The 20,797-nt window shown below is 74.9% G+C and carries 21 protein-coding genes; 8 read left to right on the top strand and 13 right to left on the bottom strand.

Annotated features, from left to right (window positions below; all coding sequences use genetic code 11):
- Window positions 1-137 precede the first annotated feature (137 nt).
- The 3 genes from ACIBBA_RS21245 to ACIBBA_RS21255 form a co-directional block, all read right to left on the bottom strand.
- The gene (locus ACIBBA_RS21245; RefSeq protein WP_396699568.1) at window positions 138-1,805 is read right to left on the bottom strand and encodes a ribulokinase; all 1,668 of its coding nucleotides are present in this window, start codon (window positions 1,803-1,805) and stop codon (window positions 138-140) included.
- A 191-nt stretch (window positions 1,806-1,996) separates the two neighbouring features.
- A complete protein-coding gene (locus tag ACIBBA_RS21250) occupies window positions 1,997-2,257 on the bottom strand; it encodes a hypothetical protein (protein ID WP_350876297.1) in 261 nt (86 codons plus the stop codon).
- 96 nt (window positions 2,258-2,353) lie between these two features.
- Window positions 2,354-3,454, bottom strand: coding sequence for an alpha-hydroxy acid oxidase (locus ACIBBA_RS21255; RefSeq protein ID WP_396699716.1), 1,101 nt, complete (start codon window positions 3,452-3,454; stop codon window positions 2,354-2,356).
- Between the two features lie 150 nt (window positions 3,455-3,604).
- On the opposite strand from ACIBBA_RS21255, the gene ACIBBA_RS21260 reads away from it, so the two are divergent.
- Together ACIBBA_RS21260 and ACIBBA_RS21265 are read left to right on the top strand one after the other, a co-directional pair.
- Entirely contained in the window at window positions 3,605-4,522 is a 918-nt protein-coding gene (locus ACIBBA_RS21260; protein WP_396699570.1) for an aminoglycoside phosphotransferase family protein, read from the top strand.
- 25 nt (window positions 4,523-4,547) lie between these two features.
- A complete protein-coding gene (locus ACIBBA_RS21265) occupies window positions 4,548-4,952 on the top strand; it encodes an MmcQ/YjbR family DNA-binding protein (protein ID WP_396699572.1) in 405 nt (134 codons plus the stop codon).
- A gap of 45 nt (window positions 4,953-4,997) precedes the next feature.
- On the opposite strand, the gene ACIBBA_RS21270 is transcribed toward ACIBBA_RS21265, so the two are convergent.
- Window positions 4,998-5,612: a hypothetical protein gene (locus ACIBBA_RS21270; protein WP_396699574.1), complete on the bottom strand. Its 615-nt coding sequence runs from the start codon at window positions 5,610-5,612 to the stop codon at window positions 4,998-5,000.
- A gap of 299 nt (window positions 5,613-5,911) precedes the next feature.
- Here ACIBBA_RS21270 and ACIBBA_RS21275 point away from each other — a divergent pair, with 299 nt between their 5' ends.
- Window positions 5,912-6,853: a sialidase family protein gene (locus ACIBBA_RS21275; protein ID WP_396699576.1), complete on the top strand. Its 942-nt coding sequence runs from the start codon at window positions 5,912-5,914 to the stop codon at window positions 6,851-6,853.
- Between the two features lie 27 nt (window positions 6,854-6,880).
- Here ACIBBA_RS21275 and ACIBBA_RS21280 read toward each other — a convergent pair whose 3' ends face one another.
- The 9 genes from ACIBBA_RS21280 to ACIBBA_RS21320 are packed head-to-tail and all read right to left on the bottom strand — an operon-like array spanning window position 6,881 to window position 14,985.
- The gene (locus ACIBBA_RS21280) at window positions 6,881-7,201 is read right to left on the bottom strand and encodes an antibiotic biosynthesis monooxygenase family protein (protein WP_357059065.1); all 321 of its coding nucleotides are present in this window, start codon (window positions 7,199-7,201) and stop codon (window positions 6,881-6,883) included.
- Window positions 7,194-8,444, bottom strand: a complete 1,251-nt coding sequence (locus ACIBBA_RS21285; protein WP_396699579.1) for a beta-ketoacyl synthase N-terminal-like domain-containing protein — start codon at window positions 8,442-8,444, stop codon at window positions 7,194-7,196. Before ACIBBA_RS21285 ends, ACIBBA_RS21280 begins: the two co-directional genes overlap by 8 nt.
- On the bottom strand, window positions 8,441-9,715 hold the full coding sequence (locus ACIBBA_RS21290) for a beta-ketoacyl-[acyl-carrier-protein] synthase family protein (RefSeq protein ID WP_396699581.1): 1,275 nt from the start codon (window positions 9,713-9,715) through the stop codon (window positions 8,441-8,443). Before ACIBBA_RS21290 ends, ACIBBA_RS21285 begins: the two co-directional genes overlap by 4 nt.
- A complete protein-coding gene (locus ACIBBA_RS21295) occupies window positions 9,712-10,113 on the bottom strand; it encodes a cupin domain-containing protein (RefSeq protein ID WP_350876311.1) in 402 nt (133 codons plus the stop codon). The genes ACIBBA_RS21290 and ACIBBA_RS21295 overlap by 4 nt, the downstream gene beginning before the upstream one ends.
- Window positions 10,106-10,849 (bottom strand): SRPBCC family protein, encoded by a 744-nt coding sequence (locus ACIBBA_RS21300; protein ID WP_396699583.1) that lies wholly within the window; start codon window positions 10,847-10,849, stop codon window positions 10,106-10,108. Before ACIBBA_RS21300 ends, ACIBBA_RS21295 begins: the two co-directional genes overlap by 8 nt.
- A complete protein-coding gene (locus tag ACIBBA_RS21305; RefSeq protein ID WP_396699585.1) occupies window positions 10,846-12,375 on the bottom strand; it encodes an acetyl/propionyl/methylcrotonyl-CoA carboxylase subunit alpha in 1,530 nt (509 codons plus the stop codon). Before ACIBBA_RS21305 ends, ACIBBA_RS21300 begins: the two co-directional genes overlap by 4 nt.
- A gap of 11 nt (window positions 12,376-12,386) precedes the next feature.
- Window positions 12,387-12,914, bottom strand: coding sequence for an acetyl-CoA carboxylase biotin carboxyl carrier protein (gene accB, locus ACIBBA_RS21310; RefSeq protein ID WP_396699587.1), 528 nt, complete (start codon window positions 12,912-12,914; stop codon window positions 12,387-12,389).
- Window positions 12,911-14,647 carry an acetyl-CoA carboxylase carboxyltransferase subunit alpha gene (locus ACIBBA_RS21315; RefSeq protein ID WP_396699589.1) on the bottom strand — a complete coding sequence of 579 codons (1,737 nt, stop codon included), beginning with the start codon at window positions 14,645-14,647 and terminating at the stop codon, window positions 12,911-12,913. Before ACIBBA_RS21315 ends, accB begins: the two co-directional genes overlap by 4 nt.
- Window positions 14,644-14,985 (bottom strand): TcmI family type II polyketide cyclase, encoded by a 342-nt coding sequence (locus ACIBBA_RS21320; RefSeq protein ID WP_357059092.1) that lies wholly within the window; start codon window positions 14,983-14,985, stop codon window positions 14,644-14,646. Before ACIBBA_RS21320 ends, ACIBBA_RS21315 begins: the two co-directional genes overlap by 4 nt.
- A 427-nt stretch (window positions 14,986-15,412) precedes the next feature.
- On the opposite strand from ACIBBA_RS21320, the gene ACIBBA_RS21325 reads away from it, so the two are divergent.
- The 5 genes from ACIBBA_RS21325 (at window position 15,413) to ACIBBA_RS21345 (ending at window position 20,743) form a co-directional block, all read left to right on the top strand.
- A complete protein-coding gene (locus ACIBBA_RS21325; protein WP_396699591.1) occupies window positions 15,413-16,261 on the top strand; it encodes a BTAD domain-containing putative transcriptional regulator in 849 nt (282 codons plus the stop codon).
- Between the two features lie 84 nt (window positions 16,262-16,345).
- On the top strand, window positions 16,346-16,693 hold the full coding sequence (locus tag ACIBBA_RS21330) for a TcmI family type II polyketide cyclase (RefSeq protein ID WP_357059098.1): 348 nt from the start codon (window positions 16,346-16,348) through the stop codon (window positions 16,691-16,693).
- Window positions 16,694-16,702: 9 nt separating this feature from the next.
- Entirely contained in the window at window positions 16,703-18,052 is a 1,350-nt protein-coding gene (locus ACIBBA_RS21335; RefSeq protein ID WP_396699593.1) for an FAD-dependent oxidoreductase, read from the top strand.
- Between the two features lie 224 nt (window positions 18,053-18,276).
- Window positions 18,277-19,302: a hypothetical protein gene (locus ACIBBA_RS21340; protein WP_396699595.1), complete on the top strand. Its 1,026-nt coding sequence runs from the start codon at window positions 18,277-18,279 to the stop codon at window positions 19,300-19,302.
- Window positions 19,303-19,537: 235 nt separating this feature from the next.
- Complete coding sequence (locus ACIBBA_RS21345) at window positions 19,538-20,743, top strand: low temperature requirement protein A (protein ID WP_396699597.1); 1,206 nt, start codon at window positions 19,538-19,540, stop codon at window positions 20,741-20,743.
- The last annotated feature ends 54 nt before the right edge of the window (window positions 20,744-20,797 follow it).

Raw genomic sequence — 20,797 nt, forward strand, 5'->3', positions numbered from 1 at the left:
CCCGCCCCGCCCCCGGCTTGTTGATCATGCAGTTGTGGTGCCCGGATGGTCCCGCTTCGCGGAGTGCGTCCCCCACCACAACTGCATGATCGCCGGGGGGCACGGGGGGCCCGGGGGGACGGGGGGACGGGGGCTGGTTAGGGGGTTAGGGCGCGGTTGCGGAGGGCGCGCAGGCGGTGCAGGACGTCGCTGCCGCCGCGGCCGAAGTGATCGTGCAGCCGGCGGTACTCGGCGTACAGCTCGTCGTAGGCGGCGGCCCGAGCCGGGTCGGGGTGCCAGGTCTCGCGCCGGTGGGCGCCCATCGCGGCCGAGGCCGCCGGCACGTCCGGGTATGCCCCGGCGGCCGCCGCCGCGTGGATCGCCGCGCCGAGCGCCGCCGGGTGCGCCGAGTCGAGCACGTGCAGCGGGCGGTTCAGCACGTCCGCGTAGATCCGCAGCAGCAGCCGGTTACCGGTGAGGCCACCGGCGGCGGTCAGCTCGTCGACCTCGACCCCGGCCGCGGTGAACGCCTCGACCACGGTCCGCGCGCCGAAGGCGGTGGCCTCCAGCAGCGCCCGCCAGATCTCCTCCGGGCGGGTGGCCAGGGTCAGCCCGAGCAGCATCCCGCTCAGCTCGTGGTCCATCAGCACCGAGCGGTTGCCGCTCTGCCAGTCCAGGGCGAGCAACCCGTGCCCGCCCACCGGCTGGTCGGCGGCGAGCCGGTCGAGCAACTGGTACGGGCTCTCGCCACGGCGCTGCGCCTCGACGGCGTACCCGGCGGGCAGCGCGTGCGTCACGTACCAGGCGAAGATGTCCCCCACCCCGCTCTGCCCGGCCTCGTAGCCCCAGCTGCCCGCGGTGACGCCGCCCTCGACGGCGCCGCAGACCCCAGGCACCTCGTGGTACCGCTCCGCGTTCATGATCAGACAGGTGGACGTGCCGAGCACCGCGAGCATCCGGCCCGGCGCGACCGAGCGGGCCGCCGCCGCGGTGACGTGCGCGTCGATCGCGCCGACCGCGACCGGGATGCCCGGCGGCAGGCCGGTCCACCGGGCCGCCTCGGCGGTGAGCCCACCGGCCCGGGCGCCCAGCGGGGCGAGCGGCCCGTCGACCCGGTCCAGCAGCCCGTCCAGCCGTGGGTGCAGCGCGCGGAGGAAGTCCGCGGACGGGTACCGGCCGTCCTGGCGCAGTCCCTTGTAGCCGGCGGCGGAGACGTTGCGGGTCTCCCGGCCGCAGAGCTGCCAGACGATCCAGTCGGTCGTCTCGATCCAGCGCTGCGCCCGGTCGAAGAGCTCCGGGTCCTCCTCCAGCAGCTCCAACGCCTTGGCCAGCTGCCACTCGGCGGAGACCCGCCCGCCGTAGCGGGCCAGCCAGTTCTCGCCGCGCTCGGCGGCGAGGGCGTTGATCCGGTCCGCCTGCCGCTGCGCCGCGTGATGCTTCCACAGCTTCGGGTAGGCGTGCGGCCGCCCGCGCAACCCGGGCAGCTCACAGAGCGGGGTGCCGTCGGCCAGGGTGGGCAGCACGGTGCAGGAGGTGGCGTCGACGCCGATGCCCAACGCGTCCTGCGGGCGTACGCCGGCGGCCCGCAGCGCCGCGGGAACGGCCACCCGCAGCACCTCGCGATGGTCCGCCGGGTCCTGCAGGGCCCACTCCGGGGGCAGCGGCGTGCCGTCGGGCAGCCGGCCGGTGATCACCCCGTGCCGGTAGGGGTGCACCGCCGCGCCCAGTTCGGCGCCATCGGCCACGTCGACCACCACGGCCCGGCCGGAGAGCGTGCCGAAGTCCACCCCGACCACGTACCGGCGCCCGGCCGCGGGCTCACCCACCGCTGCTCCTCCTCCCGCCGCCACTGGACGCGCGCGGCGGGAGGCAACGCTAGCAATACGGTGGCGTGAACGGCAGCCGACCGGTGGTGAGCCGGGGGGTTACCGCGTCGCGGCCCGGGCGACCGGTCCGCGCGTCGGGGCAACCGGTTGTGCCGGCTGGGCCACCGGAGGCGGGCGGCTGAGTGGCCGGCTCAGGCGATCGGGCGCTTCAGGTGGTAGCGGTGCACCTCGGTGCTGCCCTGCACGTTGTTGACGTCCTCGGCGGCGGAGACCAGTTCCCAGCCGTCCCGGCCGACCCGGTTGAGGTGGGCGATCGCGGTGTCGCCGTACGCGGTGATGTCCTTACGGGACCCGTCGGGGGCGTACCAGACGAACGAGACGTGGAAATTGCGACCCTGCCCCTGATAGCGGCGGACCAGCAAGGCGTACTCCCAGGCAACCATGGGCCCCATTATGACCGTCCATCCAGGACGCCGAAACGGCGGCGGTCGCGCTTTGCCACCCGGTGAACGCGATGTGTCAACCCGTCCTGGCGGCGACCGGTCCGGTCAGCCCGACGCGACGGTGCGCAACTGTTGGGCGGCCGCGGGATCGGGACAGCCGGCCAGGGCCAGCGCGTCGCGCAGCTCGGTGGCGAGCAGGTCCAGCGCGGTCTCGGCGGCGGGCCGACCGCCGGCGGCGAGCGCCCAGAGCAGCGGCCGGCCGACCAGCACGCCCGCGGCGCCGAGCGCCAGCGCCCGCAGGACGTCGGTGCCGCCACGCACGCCGCTGTCCAGCAGCACCTCGCACCGGTCTCCGACCGCGTCGACGACCTCGGGCAGCATGGTGACGCTGGCCGGCGCGCCGTCGAGCTGACGGCCGCCATGGTTGGAGACCACCACCGCGTCCGCGCCGACCCGTACGGCGTCCTGCGCGTCCCGCGGGTCGAGCACACCCTTCACCACCAGCGGCAGGTCGATCCGCTCCCGCAGCCAGGCGAGGTCGGCCCAGCCCAGCGCCGGGGCGAAGGCCGCACCGGAGCGGGCCCGCAGCTGGGACACCCCGGGGGTGCCGCCGTGCGCCAGGTCGTCCCGCCCGTTGGGCAGGTTCGCGGCGGCCACCTGCGCCGGGAGCCGGAACGCGTTGCGCAGGTCCCGCAAGCGCCGGCCCAGCACCGGCACGTCCACGGTCACCACCAACGCCTGGCAGCCGGCGTCCCGCACCCGGGCCAGCAGGTCCAGCACGAGCGCCTTGTCGCGCAGCCAGTAGAGCTGGAACCAGACCGGGGCTCCGGTCGCCGCCACCTCCTCGATCGGGGTGCTGCCCAGCGTGCTGGCCAGGTACGGCACGCCCGCCGCGCCAGCTGCGGCGGCCAACGCCAGCTCCCCGTCGGGATGCACCAGCCGCTGGTAGGCCATCGGCGCCACCCCGACCGGCATCGCGTACCGGTGGCCGAGCAGCCGGGCGGTCAGGTCCGGAACCTCCACCCCGCGCAGCACCCGGGGCAGTACCGCCACCCGGTCCAGGGCGGCGCGGTTGGCGCCCAGGGTGATCTCGGCGCCGCTGCCACCCTCGATGTAGTCCCAGACGTCCGGCGGGAGCACCGCCCGGGCCCGCTCGGCGTAGTCGGCCAGGCAGGCCGGCGGCGCGTCGGCCGGCAGGTCGGTCACGTTCGGCTCAGCCCGCTGCTCGACGTCCACACCCGCCATCCTTCCCACGCCGCCCCACCACGGGCAACGTCCGCGGTTGCGGTGTCGGGACCGCGGCCCGGTGGCGGAAACGGGTTGCGTGGATGGCGCCGGCCAACCAGCCTCGGACGGATGGACCAGGACCGGACGGCACCGCCCACTCGTGTCGCACTGCGCGACCGCATCGACGTGTCGCTGGTACGCCGGCTCGTCGCCGCGCAGTTCCCCCGCTGGGCCGACCTGCCGGTGCGCCCGGTCGAGGAGGGCGGCTGGGACAACCGCACCTTCCACCTGGGTGACGCGATGACCGTGCGGCTGCCCAGCGACGAGGGGTACGCGCTCCAGGTGGCCAAGGAGCAGCGGTGGCTGCCGGTGCTCGGGCCGCGGCTGCCGCTCGACGTGCCCACCCCGCTGGCTCAGGGCGAGCCGGCTGCGGACTATCCCTACCCGTGGTCGGTCTACCGGTGGATCGACGGGCGCACCGCCCGGCGGGACCGGATCGCCGACCTGACCGAGTTCGCCACCACCCTGGCCGGCTTCCTCGCCGCGCTCCAGCGGGTCGAGCCCAGTGGCGGGCCGGTGGCCGGCGCGCACAGCGCCTGGCGGGGCGCCCCGCTGAGCACGTACGACGAGGACACCCGGCGGGCGATCGACCGGCTGGGTGGGCGGATCCCGGTCGACACGGTCAACGCGATCTGGGCCGACGCCCTCGACGCGACCTGGGCCGGGCCGCCGGTCTGGTTCCACGGCGACGTCGCGTACGGCAACCTGCTGGTGCGCGACGGGCGGCTCGCCTCGGTGATCGACTTCGGCTGCTGCGGGGTCGGCGACCCCGCCTGCGACGTGGTCATCTCCTGGACGCTGCTGGACGACGAGAGCCGGGCGGCGTTCCGGGACGCGCTCGCCGTCGACGCGGCGACCTGGGCGCGCGGTCGGGGCTGGGCGCTGTGGAAGGCGCTGATCAACCTGGACAACGCCGACCCGGCGCGGACGGCCGAGGCGCGGCACGCCCTGGGCCAGGTGCTCGCCGAGTGGACGGCGTCCCGCTGACGCCTTGAGGCCGTAACCTGAGGCGATGGCCAGCTGGGAGGACGTGCGACGAATCGCCGCGACCCTGCCGGAGACGACCGAGCACGGGTCGTACGACGGGCTGCCGGCCTGGCGGGTGCGGGGCAAGCCGTTCGTCTGGGAGCGCCCGCTGCGCAAGGCCGACCTGGCCGCCCTCGGTGACGCGGCCCCGGACGGGCCGATCCTCGGCGCCCGCGTGCCCGACGTGGGCGCCAAGGAGGCGCTGCTCGCCGACGACCCCGAGGTCTACTTCACCACCCCGCACTTCGACGGCTATCCCGCGGTGCTGGTCCGGCTGGAACGCATCGAGCTGGCCGAGCTGACCGAGCTGATGGTCGAGGCCTGGTACGACCGCGCCCCGAAACGACTCGCCACCGCCTACCGGGCGCAGGGCACGGCGCAGGCGGACTGACCGGGCCCGGCCGAGCGTGCAGCCCGGCGGCCGACCGCACGCCGGTCAGCCGGGACGTCCGGATCGACCTCGGGAGTCGGGAGCCGGAAGGTCGCCCTCCACCCGGCAGCGGGGGCAGCGGATCCGCGTGCCACGGGCGGTGGCGGGGACCCGCAGCCGCTGACCGCAGCCGCACCGGAACAGCAGCGCCCCGGCGGCCCGCAGGTAGGCGGCGCGGTCCTGGCGCGGCCAGCGGGCCTGGCACCGGGCGCACCACTTCGGTGGGTAGCTGTGGTACCAGGCGAGCCCGACCGCGCCGGCCATCATGACGCTCGCCGGGACCAGCAGGCCGAGCACGCCGACCAGCCCACGCAGCAGGCCGACGAACCCGTCCTGCGCGACCGACACCGCGACGGTGAGCACGGCGACGGGCACGCCGAGGAAGGCGAACGTGAAGCCCAGCGCGAAGGCGAACAGCGACAGCAGGAAGACGGCTCGCACCCCGGCGGGGGCCCAGCGGGCCACGCCGTAGCCGCCGCAGCGCGGGCAGTTCGGTGGGGCCTGGTGCGGCACGGTCCGCAGCACCCGGGGGGCGATCCGCTCGACGATCCTGCCGAAGACCACCTCGACCAGCTTCGTGGCCAGGCTCTGCAGGAACGCGCTCAGCAAGGACGGCGGCATCCCCGACCTCGTCCCCGGTCCTCCGCATCGTCGCGGGCGGGCCAGATCGACCTGGGCCGGCGCGCCGGACGTCGGCGGACGTCAATCCGACAGCGCCGCCTCGACGGCCTCCGCCGGCGTCCTCAGGCACAGCGGAGCACCGACGGGCGCGCGGCCGGCGTCGGGAGGTCGCCCGCCGTGACCTTCCCGGCGGGCGGTTCCCGGATGTTCGCCGGCCGTTCGCCGCGGGGCCGCCCGGGCGTACGGTCGCGCGCCGTAGCGTGATCGGCCGGACCGGACGCCCCAGGAGGCCGCCGCGCATGACCTTGTCACCGATCGGCCGCAGCACCGACGTCCAGGTCACGGCGGTGCGCCGGATCGGCGACAGCGCGCCGCACAACGCCTTCACCGACCTGGTCCGGCACGAGGGCGGGTGGTTCTGCGCGTTCCGCGAGGGCAGCACGCACGTCTCCGGCGACGGGGTGATCCGGGTGCTCAGCTCCCCGGACGGCCGGTCCTGGAGCTCCGCGGCGGTGCTGCGCCGCGACGACACCGACCTGCGCGACCCGCGCTTCGTGTCGCGCCCCGACGGTCGGCTGCAACTGCTCGCCGCCGCCGCGACCGGCGAGGCCACCAAGAAGTTCCGGAGCGTCGCCTGGCTCTCCCGGGACGGGCGCGGCTGGGGCGATCCGACGCCGGTCGGTGAGCCGGACGTCTGGGTGTGGCGCGCGGCCTGGCACGACGGCGCCATGTACGGCGTCGGCTACGCCACCCGAGAGCCGCGCTTCGTCCGGCTCTACCGCAGCGGCGACGGCCTCGACCTGCACCCGGTGGCGCCGACCCTGTTCGCCGGCGGCTACCCGAACGAGTCGGGGCTGGTCTTCGACCCGGACGGCACCGCCACCTGCCTGCTGCGCCGGGACCGGGAGACCGCCACCGCCCAGCTCGGCCGGGCCCGCCCCCCGTACCGCGACTGGGAGTGGACCGACCTGGGCGTCCAGGTGGGAGGGCCGGCCCTGCTCCGGCTGCCGGACGGCCGGCTGCTCGCCGGGGTACGACTGCTCGACGACCCGGTACGCACCGCGATCTGCGCCGTCGACGCCGAGCGGGGCGAGCTGACCGAACTGGTCGCCCTGCCGTCCGGTGGCGACACCAGCTACCCCGGTCTGGTCTGGCACGACGACCTGCTGTGGGTCAGCTACTACTCCTCACACGAGGGACGCACCTGCGTCTACCTGGCCGAGGTCGCCCTGAGCCGCTGAGTCGCGCCCACCCCCGAGACCGCCCGGTCAGGCCAACGCCGGGGTCTGGGCGTGGATGTGGAAGCGAAGCGACCGGGCGTCGGTGAAGCACTCCCGCATCGGCCGGACCAGCTCGCGGTGCTCCGGGCTGCGCTCCCAGGCCTCGAAGTCGGCCAGCCTCGCCCACTCGCTGGTGATCAACCACTGCTCCGGGTCGGCCGACGAGCGGCACACCTGGTCCACCAGGTGCCCCGGCACCCCGCCGGCCACCTGATGCCGGATCGCCTCGTACGCCGCCAGGAACGCGGCGGTGCGCTCCGCCGGCACCCGTACCAGGAACACCACCCGGGCCCGCTGTTCGTCAGCCATCTTCGTCCTCCCTCGACGGTGCCGCCCCGCGCAGCACCAGCGCGCTGTTGAAGCCGTCGAAACCCCGGGCGCAGACCAGCGCGACCCGGCTGCGCGGCCGTCGGTGCTCGCGCAGGAAGTCCAGCTCGCAGCCGTCGGCCACCTCGTCCGGGCCCGCCGAGGCGGGCAGCGTGTCGTGCCGGAAGGCGAGCAGCGCGGTGGCCACGTCCAGCGCGGCGCCGCCCTGGTGGGCGCGGCCGGTGAGTGGCTTCGCGGTGCTCACCGGGGGCGGCCGGTCGCCGAAGACCGACCGCAGCGCGGTGGCCTCGGTACGGTCGTAGCGGGGCACGCCCAGCGCGTCGGGCAGCACCAGGTCCACCGTGTCCGCGCCGACGCCGGCCCGGTCCAGGGCCAGCCGCATCGCCCGGGCGTACTGGATCGGGTCGCCGGCGGTCTGCGGGCCGGTGTGCGCCGCGTCGTGGGTCGCACCCCAACCGGTCAGCTCGCCGTAGACCCGCGCGCCACGGGCCAGCGCGTGCCCCAGCTCCTCCACCACGAAGACCGCCCCGCCCTCGGCCGGCAGGTAGCCGCTCGCCCCGGCGTCGAACGGCCGGTACGCCCGCTCCGGGTCCGCGACGTCGCTGAGCAGGCCGGAGCTCAGCTGGCAGGCCAGGGCGTACGGGCTCAGCGGGCACTCGGTCGCCCCGGCGATCACCACCGGGGTGCCCCGGCGCACCGAGCGGACCGCGTGCGCCAGGCTGTCCAGTCCGCCGGCCGCCTCGCTGACCAGCACCCCGCACGGCCCCTTGAACTGGTGGTGGATGGAGAGCTGGCCGACGCTGGCCGCGTAGAACCAGGCGATCGACTGGTACGCCCCGACGGTGCGCGACGGGCCACCCCAGAGCCGTTGCAGCTCCCGCTGGCCGAACAGGTTGCCGCCGGAGGAACTGGCCAGGGTGACCGCGTAGCCGTACGGGTCGGGGGCCTGCTCGGGCAGTCCGGCGTCGGCCAGCGCCAGCCGGGTGGCGGCGAACCCGAGGTGCGTCCACCGGTCGGTCTGCACGAGTTGGCGGCTCGCCGCGTATCCGGTGGCCTCGAACCCGGTCACCTCGCCGCCGAACCGGGTCGGGTAGCCGGCCGGGTCGAACAGCGTGATCGGCCCGGTGCGCCGGGTGCCGGCGAGCACCGTACGCCAGTGCGCCGCCGCGCCGATGCCGCTCGGTGCGACCACCCCGATCCCGGTGACCACCGCTCGGGCGGTCACGCGGCCACCGCCCCGGGCAGCCGGCGGAAGATCATCGCGGACTGGAAGCCGCCGAACCCGCTGCCCACCGAGAGGGCGACGTCGACCGGCAGCTCCCGCGCCTCGTTCGGCACGTAGTCCAGGTCGCACTCCGGATCCCGGGTGCTCCAGTTGGCGGTCGGCGGCACCACCCCGAACTCGATGGCCAGCGCGCAGGCGGCCATCTCGATCGAGCCGATCGCGCCGAGCGAGTGCCCGACCATCGACTTGATCGAGCTGACCGGCACCCGGTACGCCGCGTCGCCGAGCGCCCGTTTGAACGCGGCGGTCTCGTGCCGGTCGTTCTGGCGGGTGCCGGAGCCGTGCGCGCTGATGTAGGAGACCTGTTCCGGGGCGAGCCGGGCCTGCCGCAGCGTCGCGGAGATGGCCAGTGCCATCTCCACCCCGTCCGGTCGCAGCCCGGTCATGTGGTAGCCGTTGCTGTGGCTGGCGTACCCGGCGACCTCGCAGTAGATGTGCGCGCCGCGCCGCCGGGCGCGCTCGGCCTCCTCCAGCACCAGCACCGCCGCGCCCTCGGCGAGCACGAAGCCGTGCCGGTCGGCGTCGAACGGGCGGGAGGCGTGCGCGGGGTCGTCGTTGTCCGGGCTGGTCGCCTTGATCGCGTCGAACGAGGCGACGGTGACCGGCGAGATCGGCGAGTCCGCCGCGCCGGCGAGCACCACGTCCGCCTCGCCGTCGGCGATCAGCTGGTGGGCGTACCCGATCGCGTCGATCCCGGAGGTGCAGCCGGTGGAGACCACCTGAGCCGGGCCGTGCAGGCCGTGCCGGCAGGCCACGTCGGCGGCGAGGCTGCTGGGCACCAACGCCTGGTAGAGGTAGGGCCCGCCGCGGGCCGGGTCGACCAGCCACCGGCGGCCGGCGTCGCTGACCGCGACGTACTGCTGCTCCAGCGCCATGGTGCCGCCGACCGCGGTGCCGAGCACCACCCCGGCGCGGTCCCGCTCGGCGTCGGTGAGCACCAGGCCGGCGTCGGCGATCGCCTCGTCGGCGCAGGCCAGCGCGAACTGCACGTAGCGGTCGGAGCGCCGCAGCTCAACCTCGGTGATCCCGGCGGCGACCGGGTCGAAGTCGCACTCCGCGGCGATCCGGGACCGGAACGGCGACGGGTCGAAGAAGGTGATCCGCCGCGTCGCCGTCCGCCCCTCGGTGATCGACTTCCAGAACCGGTCCCGGGTGGCGCCGCCCGGGGCGACCACGCCGATCCCGGTCACCACCGTGCGGCGCCCGGTCACGACGCGCCCCGCTCGACCAGCTCGGTGTCGACGTGGCCCAGGTCCGGCCGGGGCGCGAGAGGTCCGAGATGGAAGACCACCTCGGCCGGCTCGTCGCCGGTGTTGCGCAGCCGGTGCCGCACGTTGATCGGCACGAAGAGCGCCTCCCCGGCGGCCAGCGGCACCGGCCGGTCGTCCAGGTCCACGGTGATCTCACCCCGGGCCACGTAGAGGAACTCCTCGCTGTAGGGGTGGTAGTGCTCGGCGATCCGCTCCCCCGGCTGCAACGCGGCCACCCCCATGAAACCGGAGGTGCTGCCGACGGTGCGCGGGCCGAGCAGCACCCGCAGCTCGCCGCCGCGCCGCCGGTCCGCCGGCACGTCCCGGGCGGCGATCAGGGGCAGGGTCTGCTCACTCATCGCCGGCTCCCGTCGCCCCGCCGACCGGCACGGCCTCGCCGGTCTGCACCCGGCGTTCGATCCGCTCCTTGATCACCGCGAGCTGCACCGCACTGTTGGCGTTGATCCGCTCGGTCATCCCGACGTTGTCCACCGGCGCGGTCGGCTTCATCGCGAAGTCCTGCACCCAGGTCATCCGGGTGCCCTCGGGCTCCTCGGTGTAGCGCCAGTGGATCCGCATGTACTCGAACGGCCCGGTCTCCACCCGGTGTGCGTGCACCTGCCGGGCGATCGGGTCGGCGACGCGTTCGCTCACCCAGCTCCAGGACACCCCGTTCTCGTCCGGGTGCATGGTGAGCCGGAAGCGCACCGTGTTCCCGGCCCGATGCAGGATCTCCACCACGGCGTACTCCGTGAACAGCTCGGTCCAGTTCGGCACGTCGTTGGTGATCTCCCAGACCAGCGGCAGCGGCGCGGCGATCACGATGCTGTTCTCGGTGTGCCCCGGTTGCGCCGAGCGCCGGGCGACCAGGTTGGCCACGGCCGGGATGCTCAGCTGCGCGGCCTGCTCGGGGATCTGCACCCGCCACCGGTCGGCGACGACCGCGGAGAGTTCGAGCAGCGCGAGGGAGTCCAGGCCGAGTTCCTCCAGGGAGGCGGCCGGCGCGCGGGCGGCGGCCTCGGCGTCCAACCCGCAGTGCGCCACCAGGATGTCGGTGATCTCGGCGGTCAGCGGTTGGCCTTGGGTGACGGTCATCGGGTCCTCCTGTTTCGTGCGGACGATCCGGCCGTGGCCGGCGGACGGGTGGCGGTCACCGGCGGGGCCGGCGGTGGTGCAGGCGCGACGGTGGGGTGGACCGTCGCGGTGTGCTCGCCGGTGTCGCTCGTGGTCGCGGCCGGCGCGCCGGCCCGGCTCGTGGTCGCGGTGTGCTCGCCGGCGGCGAGCAGCCGGTCGACCAGCCCGGTGGTGTAGCGGCCCTTGCGGAACCCGGCGTCGTCGAGCACCCGCCGGACGAACGGAATGGTGGTCCGCACGCCCGGCCCGGCCACGTCGAACTCGTCGAGCGCGCGTTCCAGCCGGTTCAGCGCCAGCTCGCGGTCCGGCGCCCAGACGGCCACCTTGGCCAGCAGCGAGTCGTAGTGCGGGCCCACCACGTACCCAGGCCGGCCGTGCGTGTCCACCCGGGTGAACGGGCCACCGGGCGGCAGGAACCGCTCCAACCGACCCGGGGTGGGCGCGAAGCCGCGCTCCGGATCCTCCACGTTGACCCGGCACTCCACCGCTACCCCGTGCAGCCGGATCTCGTCCTGCCGCCAGCGCAGCGGCACCCCGGCGGCGATGTGCAGCTGCTCGTGCACCAGGTCGATTCCGGTGATCATCTCGGTGACCGGGTGCTCCACCTGGATCCGGCAGTTGATCTCCAGGAAGTGGAACCGCTCCTCGGCGTCGACCAGGAACTCCAGCGTGCCGGCGCCGGTGAAGCCGACCTCCAGCGCGCCGCGCAGCGCGGTCTCGGCGATCGAGTCGAGGACGCCGGCGGGTAGCGCCGGGGCGGGCGCCTCCTCGATGAGCTTCTGGTGCCGCCGCTGCACCGAGCAGTCCCGGGTGCCCAGGTGCACCCCGTTGCCGTGCCCGTCGCAGAGCACCTGCACCTCGACGTGCCGGGCCTCGGTCAGGTAGCGCTCGACGTAGACCCGGTCGTCACCGAACACGGCCTGCGCGGCCGCCCGGGTCTTCGCGTACGCCCGGGGCAGCTCCGCCGCGGACCAGACCACGGTCATGCCCCGGCCACCGCCCCCGGCCGCCGCCTTCACGATCACCGGGTAGCCGATCTCCGCGGCCACCTCGGCCGCCGCGGCCGCCGTGGGCACCGGCTCCACGCTGCCCGCCGGCAGCGGCAGGCCGGCCCGGCGCATCAGGGCCCGGGCGGAGGACTTGTCGGCCAGCGCGGCCATCACCGACGGCGGCGGGCCGATGAAGGTCAGTCCGTTCTCGGCGCAGATCTCGGCGAAGTCGGCGTCCTCGGAGAGGAACCCGTAGCCCGGGTGCACCGCCTGGGCGCCGACCTGCCGGGCCGCCTCGACGATCGCGGCGGCGTTGAGGTAGCTGCGGCGGCTGGCCGCCGGTCCGATCCGGACGGCCTGGTCGGCGAGGCGGACCGCGGCCGAGTCGGCGTCCGCCGCGGAGTAGACCACCGCGGTACGGACTCCGAGCTCGCGGCAGGCGCGCAGCACCCGCAGCGCGATCTCACCCCGGTTGGCGATCAACACCTTCTCGAACATCCCGCACCACCTCAGGCCGGTTCCAGCGCGACCAGCGGCTGGTCGTACTCCACGGGCTGGCCGTCATCGGCCAGCACCGCGGCCACCCGGCCGCCCCGGTCGGTGGTGACCTCGTTCATCAGCTTCATCGCCTCGACGATCCCGACCACCTGGCCCGGCCGGAGCACGTCGCCGACGGCCACGAACGGCGCGGCCCCCGGCTCCGGCGCGCGGTAGAACGTGCCGACGATCGGTGACCGGACCACCGGGCGAGTCTCCGGCTCCGGGCCGTCGGCGCCGGCCGCGGGGGCGGGCCGGGACTCCGGCGGCGGTTCCTCGGCGGTGGCACCGCTCGGGGCGGCACTGCCGTGCCACTCCACCTCCAGCACGGTCTCGCCGCTGCGCAGCCGCACCCGCCGGACCGGGCCGGCCAGCTCGGCCACCAGGTGCTGGGCGTGCCGGCGCAGTCCGGCCAGCACCGCGTCCGTCCCGTCGGCCGCGTCGCCGGCGCGCTCGATTGCCGCCGGCGCCGTCGGGGGCCGGGCCGCGCCGGCGCTCACCGGGCACCCGCCCGGAGGCCGGCGCGGGCCGCGCCGAAGCGCCGGAAGCGTTGGCGGCGGCGGCGCACCAGGGTCGCCGCTGGCACGTCGAGCAGCGGCAGCAGCGCACCGAGCACCGCGTCACGCAGCGTCCGTGCCACCGCCTCCGGGTCGGCGTGGGCGGCACCCGGCGGCTCCGGCACGATGTCGTCCACCACACCGAGGCGGTGCAGGTCCGGCGCGGTCAGCCGCAGCGCGCGGGCCGCCTGGGGGGCCGCTGAGCGGTCCGGCCAGAGGATCGCCGCGCAGCCCTCCGGGCTGATCACCGAGTAGACGGCGTGCTCGAGCATCAGCACCCGGTCGGCCACCGCCAGGGCCAGTGCCCCGCCGCTGCCTCCCTCACCGGTGATCACCGCGAGGACCGGGGTGGGGAGCACGGTGAGGGCGAGGATGTTCTCCGCGATGGCCGCCGCCTGCCCCTGCTCCTCGGCGCCGACGCCGGGGTCGGCACCCGGGGTGTCCACCAGGGTGATCACCGGCAGGCCGAGGCGGGCGGCCAGCCGCGCCAACCGCAGCGCCTTGCGGTGCCCGGCCGGGCTGGCCATGCCGAAGTTGCGGGCGACCAGCTCGGCGGTGGTGTGCCCCTTCTGGTGGCCGATCACCATGACCGACCGGCCGTCGAGGCGAGCCACGCCGCCGACCACGGCCGGGCAGTCGCCGCCGAGCCGGTCGCCGTGCAGCTCGACGAAGCCGTCGAAGGCGTGCTCCAGGTAGTCGAGGGTGGTCGGTCGACCCGGGTGCCGGGCCAGGCGTACCGTCGCCCAGGGATCGGCGTCGGTCGAGCCGGGCTCGCTGGTCGGGCCGTCGACCGGGTTCTGCGCGACGGTGCCGACGCCGGCCGGCGGCGCCGGCTGCTGGCGGGGCACCGCGGGGCGGGCCACCGGTCGCCGCCCGCCCTGGGCCGCCGCCAGCAGGGCGACCAGCCGCCCGCGCAGGGAGCGCCGGGGCACCACCATGTCGACCTGGCCGTGCCGGAGCAGGAAGTCCGCGGTCTGAAAGCCCTCCGGCAGGGCCCGGCCGGTGACCTGCCGGATCACCCGGGGGCCGGCGAAGCCCATCCGGGCACCGCTCTCGGCCACCACCACGTCGGTGTTGGTGGCGAACGAGGCGGCGACCCCGCCGTACGTGGGATCGGTGAGGACGCTGACGGTGAGCAGTCCCGCCTCGCGCAACGCGGCGATGGCCTGACTGACCGTGGCCATCTGCATCAGCGACAGCGCACCCTCCTGCATCCGGGCGCCGCCGGAGGCGGTGACCAGGACCAGCGGCACCCGGTCGTCCAGGGCGCGCTCGGCGGCCCGGGTGATCAGCTCGCCGACCGCGCAGCCCAGGCTGCCGCCGAGGAAGCGGAAGTCCATCACCGCGAGGACCGCCGGGTGCCCGCCCATGGCCGCGGTGCCGCAGAGCACCGCCTCGGTCAGGCCGGTGCCGGCCCGGGCCGCGGTGAGCCGGTGCGGATACGGCAGCACGTCGACGAAGTCGATCGGGTCCAGGTCGGCGAGCCGGTCGGGCAGCGGTTGGAACGATCCCGGGTCGACCAGCTGCCGTACCCGGTCGGGCGCCCCGAGCCGGGCGTGCACCCCGCACTCGGGGCAGACGTCCAGGTTGCGCCGCAGTCGCTTGCGGTACAGCAGGGTGGCGCAGCCGGCGCAGCGGGACCAGAGCTGCTCCTCGCGCGGTGCGGTGGCGGTCACGACCGCCGCCCGACCGGCGCGGAGGCGTCGAAGCGGTAGAAGCAGCGGGCCATGGCGTCGCGCGGCGAACGCCAGTCCGGGGAGTACGGCGAGATGTACGGCCGCAGTCGGGCACTGATCCGCTCGAACTCCGGGTGACTGCGCGCGGCCTCCACCGCCCCCTCCCCCGGCAGTTCGGTCTCCAGCAGGTGCACGTACAGGTCGTGCAGCCGGTACAGCGACCGGTGCCGGACCCCGGCCAGCTGCGGCAGCTCGGTGGCGTCGGAGTCGGCGAAGATCTCGGCGACCCGAGCCTCGGCGCTCGGGACCACCTTCGCGACGATGAGCGATCGGTCCATGGACGGGCCTCCCCCCACGGCGTGCGGCGCCGAGAGACGGTGCCGCACGAGCCGGACGACTGCCCGCCACGATGCGCGCCGCTCGTCACGGCGGCGTCACCAGGGGCGATCCACCGACGACGCTGATCGGTGACGCTGCGTTGACGCAAGCTGTGCGCGGGCTATGCGTCAGCTGACCGGCGGATCGTCCCATCGGCAAATATGAGCAGTTCAGAGGCGTTCTCACGGTTGCCTTGCAGAAGTCATCGGGGACGCAACTGCGTTGACCCAGAGTGACCGTTATTGATAATCTTCATCACGGTCAGCCCGGCGGCCCGGGCGCGGCGCCGCGCCTTCGGCGTAGCGGCGACGGCGACGCCGACGTCGCGAACAGCCGCGCCGGGGACACAGCAGACAGTCGGGACAAGCGTTCCACAGGGGGTGCTGCGTGGCCGCTGATCCGTCCATGCCGACGTCCGGGCGCCGACCCGGCACCGAGGTGTCACTACGCCTGCTCGGCGGCTTCCAGTTGCTGCACGGCGAGGCCCCCGTCGAGGTGCCCCGCGGGCTGCAACGGGTGATCGCGCTGATCGGGCTGCGCCCCGGTGCCACCCGCAGCCAACTGGCCGGGCTGCTCTGGCCCGAGGCGCCGGAGGAGCGGGCGCTGTCGTCACTGCGTACCGCCCTCTGGCGGCTGCGGCAGGACCCGTGCTGCCCCCTCGCCGTCAGCACCGACACCGTCCGTCTCGACCCGGCGGTCTGGCTCGACGTGGACGAACTGGTCGGCACGGCCGCCCGGGTACGCGACGGCGACGACCCGCGGACGGCGGCCGGCGCGCTCGCCGCCGGCCGGCACGACCTGCTCCCCGGCTGGTACGACGACTGGGTCCTGCTGGACCGGGAGCGGCTGCGCCAACTGCGTCTGCACATGCTGGAACAGGTGGCCGGCCAGCACCTGGCGGCGGGCCGGCACGGCGAGGCGCTGGAGGCCGCGCTGGAGGCGATGGCCGCCGAACCGCTGCGCGAGACACCGCACCGGTTGGTGGTCCGCATCCATCTGGCCGAGGGCAACGCCTTCGAGGCGGTGCACGCCTTCTACGTCTACCGCGACCTGCTCCTGCGCGAGCTGCGGCTGGAGCCCTCCCCGGCGATGTGCGCGCTGCTCGACGAGACCCTCGCCCCGATCCGGCGGGCCAGCCGCGACAGCGCCGGCACCCCACGCCGCTCCCCCGGGCATCCCGGCCGCGCCCCGACCGGCCCGGCTCGACCGGCGTCACCGTCGCGACGCAACGCGTGACGGGGAGGTGACAGCCGGGCGGGCACGGTGGGCCGCACAGCAGTCCCGTGGTCCCACAGAGGTACCACCGGCGGAAGGGGTCCGATGAGCCGTCTACTGATCGTCAGCAGGATCGTCCCTGGCGCGGAGGGCCGAGTGGCCCAGATCTTCGCCGAGTCCGACTCGACCGAACTGCCCGGCCTGACCGGGGTGACCCACCGGTCGCTGTACTGCCTGCACGACGTGTGCATCCATCTGATGGAGACCGCCGAGATCGACCCGGAGGCGCTGGCCGAGGCGCGCAACCATCCGCTCTACCAGCAGGTCAACGAGCGACTCTCCGCGCACACCTCGCCCTACCTGCCGACCTGGCGCTCACCGCGGGACGCGATCGCCGGCTGCTTCTACCGCTGGGACGCCCTGCCCCTGCCCGCGCCCCGCGCCGCGGGCTGAGGAAACGCCATGTCCGCCAGACCCCCGCACGTCATCGTCATCGGCGCCGGCACCGGCGGGATGTGCCTGGCGCACGGACTGCGCCGGGCCGGGATCAGCGTCGCCGTCTACGAGCGGTACGACACCCGCGTCGACGGGTTGCTCGGTTACCGGGTCGGCATCGGCCCGACCGGCAGCCGGGCGCTGCGCGAGTGCCTGCCGCCGGAGCTCTTCGACGTCTATCTCGCCACCTGCGCCCGCTCGCCCCGCTGGTTCAACGTCATCACCCAGCGGATGCGGCAGACCGCGTCGTTCGAGCTGCGCCCGGACACCCACCCGGTCGACACCGAGCGCTCGGTGGCCCGGATGACCCTGCGCCAGGTCCTGCTCACCGGCATGGAGGACGTGGTCCACTTCGGCAAGACCTTCACCCGTTACGAGCAGCACGACGACGGCACGGTCACCGCGTACTTCGCCGACGGCAGCAGCACCACCGGCGACCTGCTGGTCGCCGCCGACGGCACGCACTCGGCGGTCCGCCGTCAGTACCTGCCGCACGCGGTCACCCGGGACGCGGGCACGATCAACATCGCCACCCGGATCCCGCTCACCGCGCAGACCCGCGCGCTCCTGCCGGAGCGGCTCCAACGCGGCATCTCGCTGATCTTCGGCGTCGGCGGAATGATGGGCGTGCTGCACGTGATGGAGTTCAAGTGGGACGGTGACGGTCGGCTCAAGCCGGGGGTCGGCGAGGCCGACGCCGCCCTGCTCGACCGGTGGCCCGGGCTCGCCCACGACCCGACCCGCGACAACATCAACCTGATCATCTGGAGCACCGCCCGCCGGTTTCCGCCCGACGTGATGCAGCGCCGGGGCGAGGAGCTGGTGCAGCTCGCACTGGAACTCACCACCAACTGGCATCCGCACCTGCGCGAGCTGCTGGCCCGCAGCGACCCGGCCAGCGCGCTGCCGATCCGGGTCAGCACCTCCGAGCCGGTGCCGCCCTGGAAGAGCAGCACGGTCACCCTGCTCGGCGACGCCATCCACACCATGACACCGGGTCGCGGGGTGGGCGCGAACACGGCGCTGCGCGACGCCGCCCTGCTCTGCCGGCAGGTTCGGCTCGCCGCGGCCGGCGACAAGACCCTGCTCCAGGCCGTCGCGGACTACGAGGCGGTGATGGTGCCCTACGGCTTCGCCCGGGTCGCGGACTCGCTGAACCGCAGCGGCACCAACGGCGACGACCGGATGTACAAGCCGGTCGTCGGCCGGCTCGCGCTGCTCGGCGCACGCGGCTACTTCGGCGTCACCAGCCGGGTACCGCCGCTGCGGCGCAAGTTCGTCGACGACTTCTACACCTACCGGGGCGAGGAGGACTGACCCCGGCCGTCCGACCCCGGCGCCCGACGGGCGCCGGGGTCGTCGGCGTGTCCGCTCGCCGGCGTGCCATCGCCACCCTCCGTCGCTTGTCGCGCACCGCCGGTGCCTCCCGTCCCACCTGGGTGGCACAAGGTGGATCCTGCCTGTCGAACCGGTCGCGCATATGCGAAGCTGCGGCGGGTTTTTCTCATGACTTTTCCGACGAGGTGAGAGGGAGGTCTGCCGTGGCGTGGTCCTTCGGGCACTTCTTGATAGTGGTACTGGCCCTGCTGCTGGGCCTGGCGGCCGGCTGGCTGCTGCGCGGCCGGCAGGACGCACGGACGCGCGGTTCGTCCATCACGGACGGTGATCCGGTGGCCGGGACCGCTGTGCTGGCGTCGCCGGAGCCGGCGGCCGTCAGCGACCCGGGGCAGGCGCCGGCGACGGTCGATCCGGCGCCGAGCGCGGTCGCCGACCCGCCGGCCCCGGTGGACACGATCACCGAGTCCGCCGTGGTGAGCCCGGCGCACGACGGCCCGGCGTCCGACGTCGACCCGGCCGACATGGCCCTCACCGGCGACCCGGAGCCGACCCCGGTGATCGCGCCGCGACCCGTGCCGGTGGCCGAGCGGACCACCCCGGACGCGCCGGCCGCCTCCGACGAGCCGTCGACCGGGCCCACCGGCGCGACGCAGCCCGCGCCCGCCGTGGAGCAGCCGGCCGAGCCGGTCGCCGCGTCCACCGAGGTGGCCGAGCCGGTCGCCGCCGACGCTCCGGCGCCGGCCAGCCCGGCGGACGAGCCGGTCGCGGCCGACATTCCGGCGCCGGTCAGCGCGGTCGAGGAGCCCGTCGCGGCCGAGACTCCGGTGCCGGCCAGCCCGGGGGACGAGCCGGTCGCGGCCGCGGCGGAGCCCGCCGGCGGCACGGACGAGGCCGCCGGCGACCCGGAGCCGGCCGCACCGGCACCGCGGCCGGCGGTCGCCACCCCGCCGGTACGCCCGGTCGCGGCGGCCGCCGTGGAGGTCGACGACTTCCGCCGGATCCAGGGCGTCGGGCCGAAGATGGCCGCGGCGTTGCAGGAAGCCGGGGTGCGGACCTACCGGCAGCTGGCCGAGCTGGACGAGGCCGGCCTGCGCGAACTCATCCGCGGTGCCGGTCTGCGGGCCGCGCCCGGTCTGGCCACCTGGCCGCAGCAGGCCAAGGTGCTCGCCGGCGCCCCGGACGAGGTGGTCGCGGCGCTGCCGACGGCGGGCGGCCCGGACCAGGCCTGACCCGACACGACTCCGTGCCGCCACCGCGGCGTGCCCGCGACGGCGGCACGGAGTCGGCCGCGCCGTCGACGCCCGCGCGACGACCCGGACCATCGGGCGCGGCCGATTTCTCCGGCACCGCGCCGGGTCATCGGCAAACCGGCATATCCGGCACGGCTCACTGCCGCTCTCGCTACCGTCGGTCGGTAAAGAGGCCCAAGGCCCGCCGAGCCGACCTGGTACCCGGGAGCAGCCCGTGCCGACCGCCACGCCGGAACCGGCCCCGCAGCGGCACCGCGCGCCGATCCGCGACCCGGACGCCCCCCGCCGGGTGACCCTGCTCGAACTCTTCTTCGACCTGGTCTACGTGGTCGCGCTCGCGCTCATCTCCCGCGGCCTGGTCGAGGGACTCGACTGGTACAAGGCCGCGCAGGCGCTCATCCTGCTCGCCGCCCTCTGGTGGACCTGGGCCATCACCACCCTGGTCACCGACATGTACAACCCGGAACGTACCGAGATCAAGCTGCTGATCATGGCGGTGATGGTCGGCGCGCTGCTGATGACCACCGCGATCCCGGAGGCCTTCGGCGCGCGCGGCCTGGTCTTCGCCGGCACCTACGTGGTGATCCACCTCGGCCGAGGGCTCTTCCTGATGCCCACGGTGCGACACGAGCCGCAGACCCAACGCCGGGCCGCCCGGATCTTCATCTGGTTCGCCGTCTCGGCGGTGCCCTGGATCATCGGCGCCTACGTCTCCGACAATGCCAGGGTGGCCTGGTGGGCGTTCGCGCTCGCCATCGACTACACCGGTTTCCGGCTCGCCTACCCGGTGCCCGGGCTCGGCGTGGTGCCCACCGCGCAGCGCAACGTCACCGCCGAACACCTCTCCGAGCGCTACCAGCAGTTCTTCATCATCGCCCTGGGCGACGCCATCCTGACCATCGGCACCATGTTCAGCCTGGCGCACTCCGAGCTGGAGAACATCGCCTCGTTCGTGATCGCCTTCGCCACCACCCTGCTGCTCTGGCGGATCTACGTGCACAAGTCCGGCGAGCTGCTGCCGAAGGCCATCGCCACCTCCCGGGCGCCGAGCGCGTTCCTGAACACCGCACCCTTCACCCACCTGGTGATGGTCGCCGGGGTGGTCACCACGGCCGCCGGCTTCGACCTGATCCTGCACGAGTCGACCGGGCGTACGCCACCGGCCTGGGTGGCGGTCATCCTCGGCGGCCCGGCGCTCTTTCTGATCGGCCGGGCCGCGTTCGAGTACGAGGTGTTCAGCCGGGTCTCGGTCTCCCGCCCCGGCGGGCTGCTGGCCCTGCTCACCATCTCCCCGGGCGTGATGTTCCTGCGACCGGTGTTCAGCGCGCTCGGCGCCATGCTGGTGCTGGCCGGAGTGGCGGTCGCCGACGCCCGGCGCAGCTGGGGCCGCCCGCCCGAGGCGCCCGCCCCGCCGCACTGACCGCACGCGCGAGCGGCCCGCGCACGCGTACCGCGCCTGCGGGAGACCCGCATG

It is taken from the genome of Micromonospora sp. NPDC051006, from assembly GCF_044456245.1.
In the GTDB taxonomy this organism is placed as follows: Bacteria; Actinomycetota; Actinomycetes; order Mycobacteriales; family Micromonosporaceae; genus Micromonospora.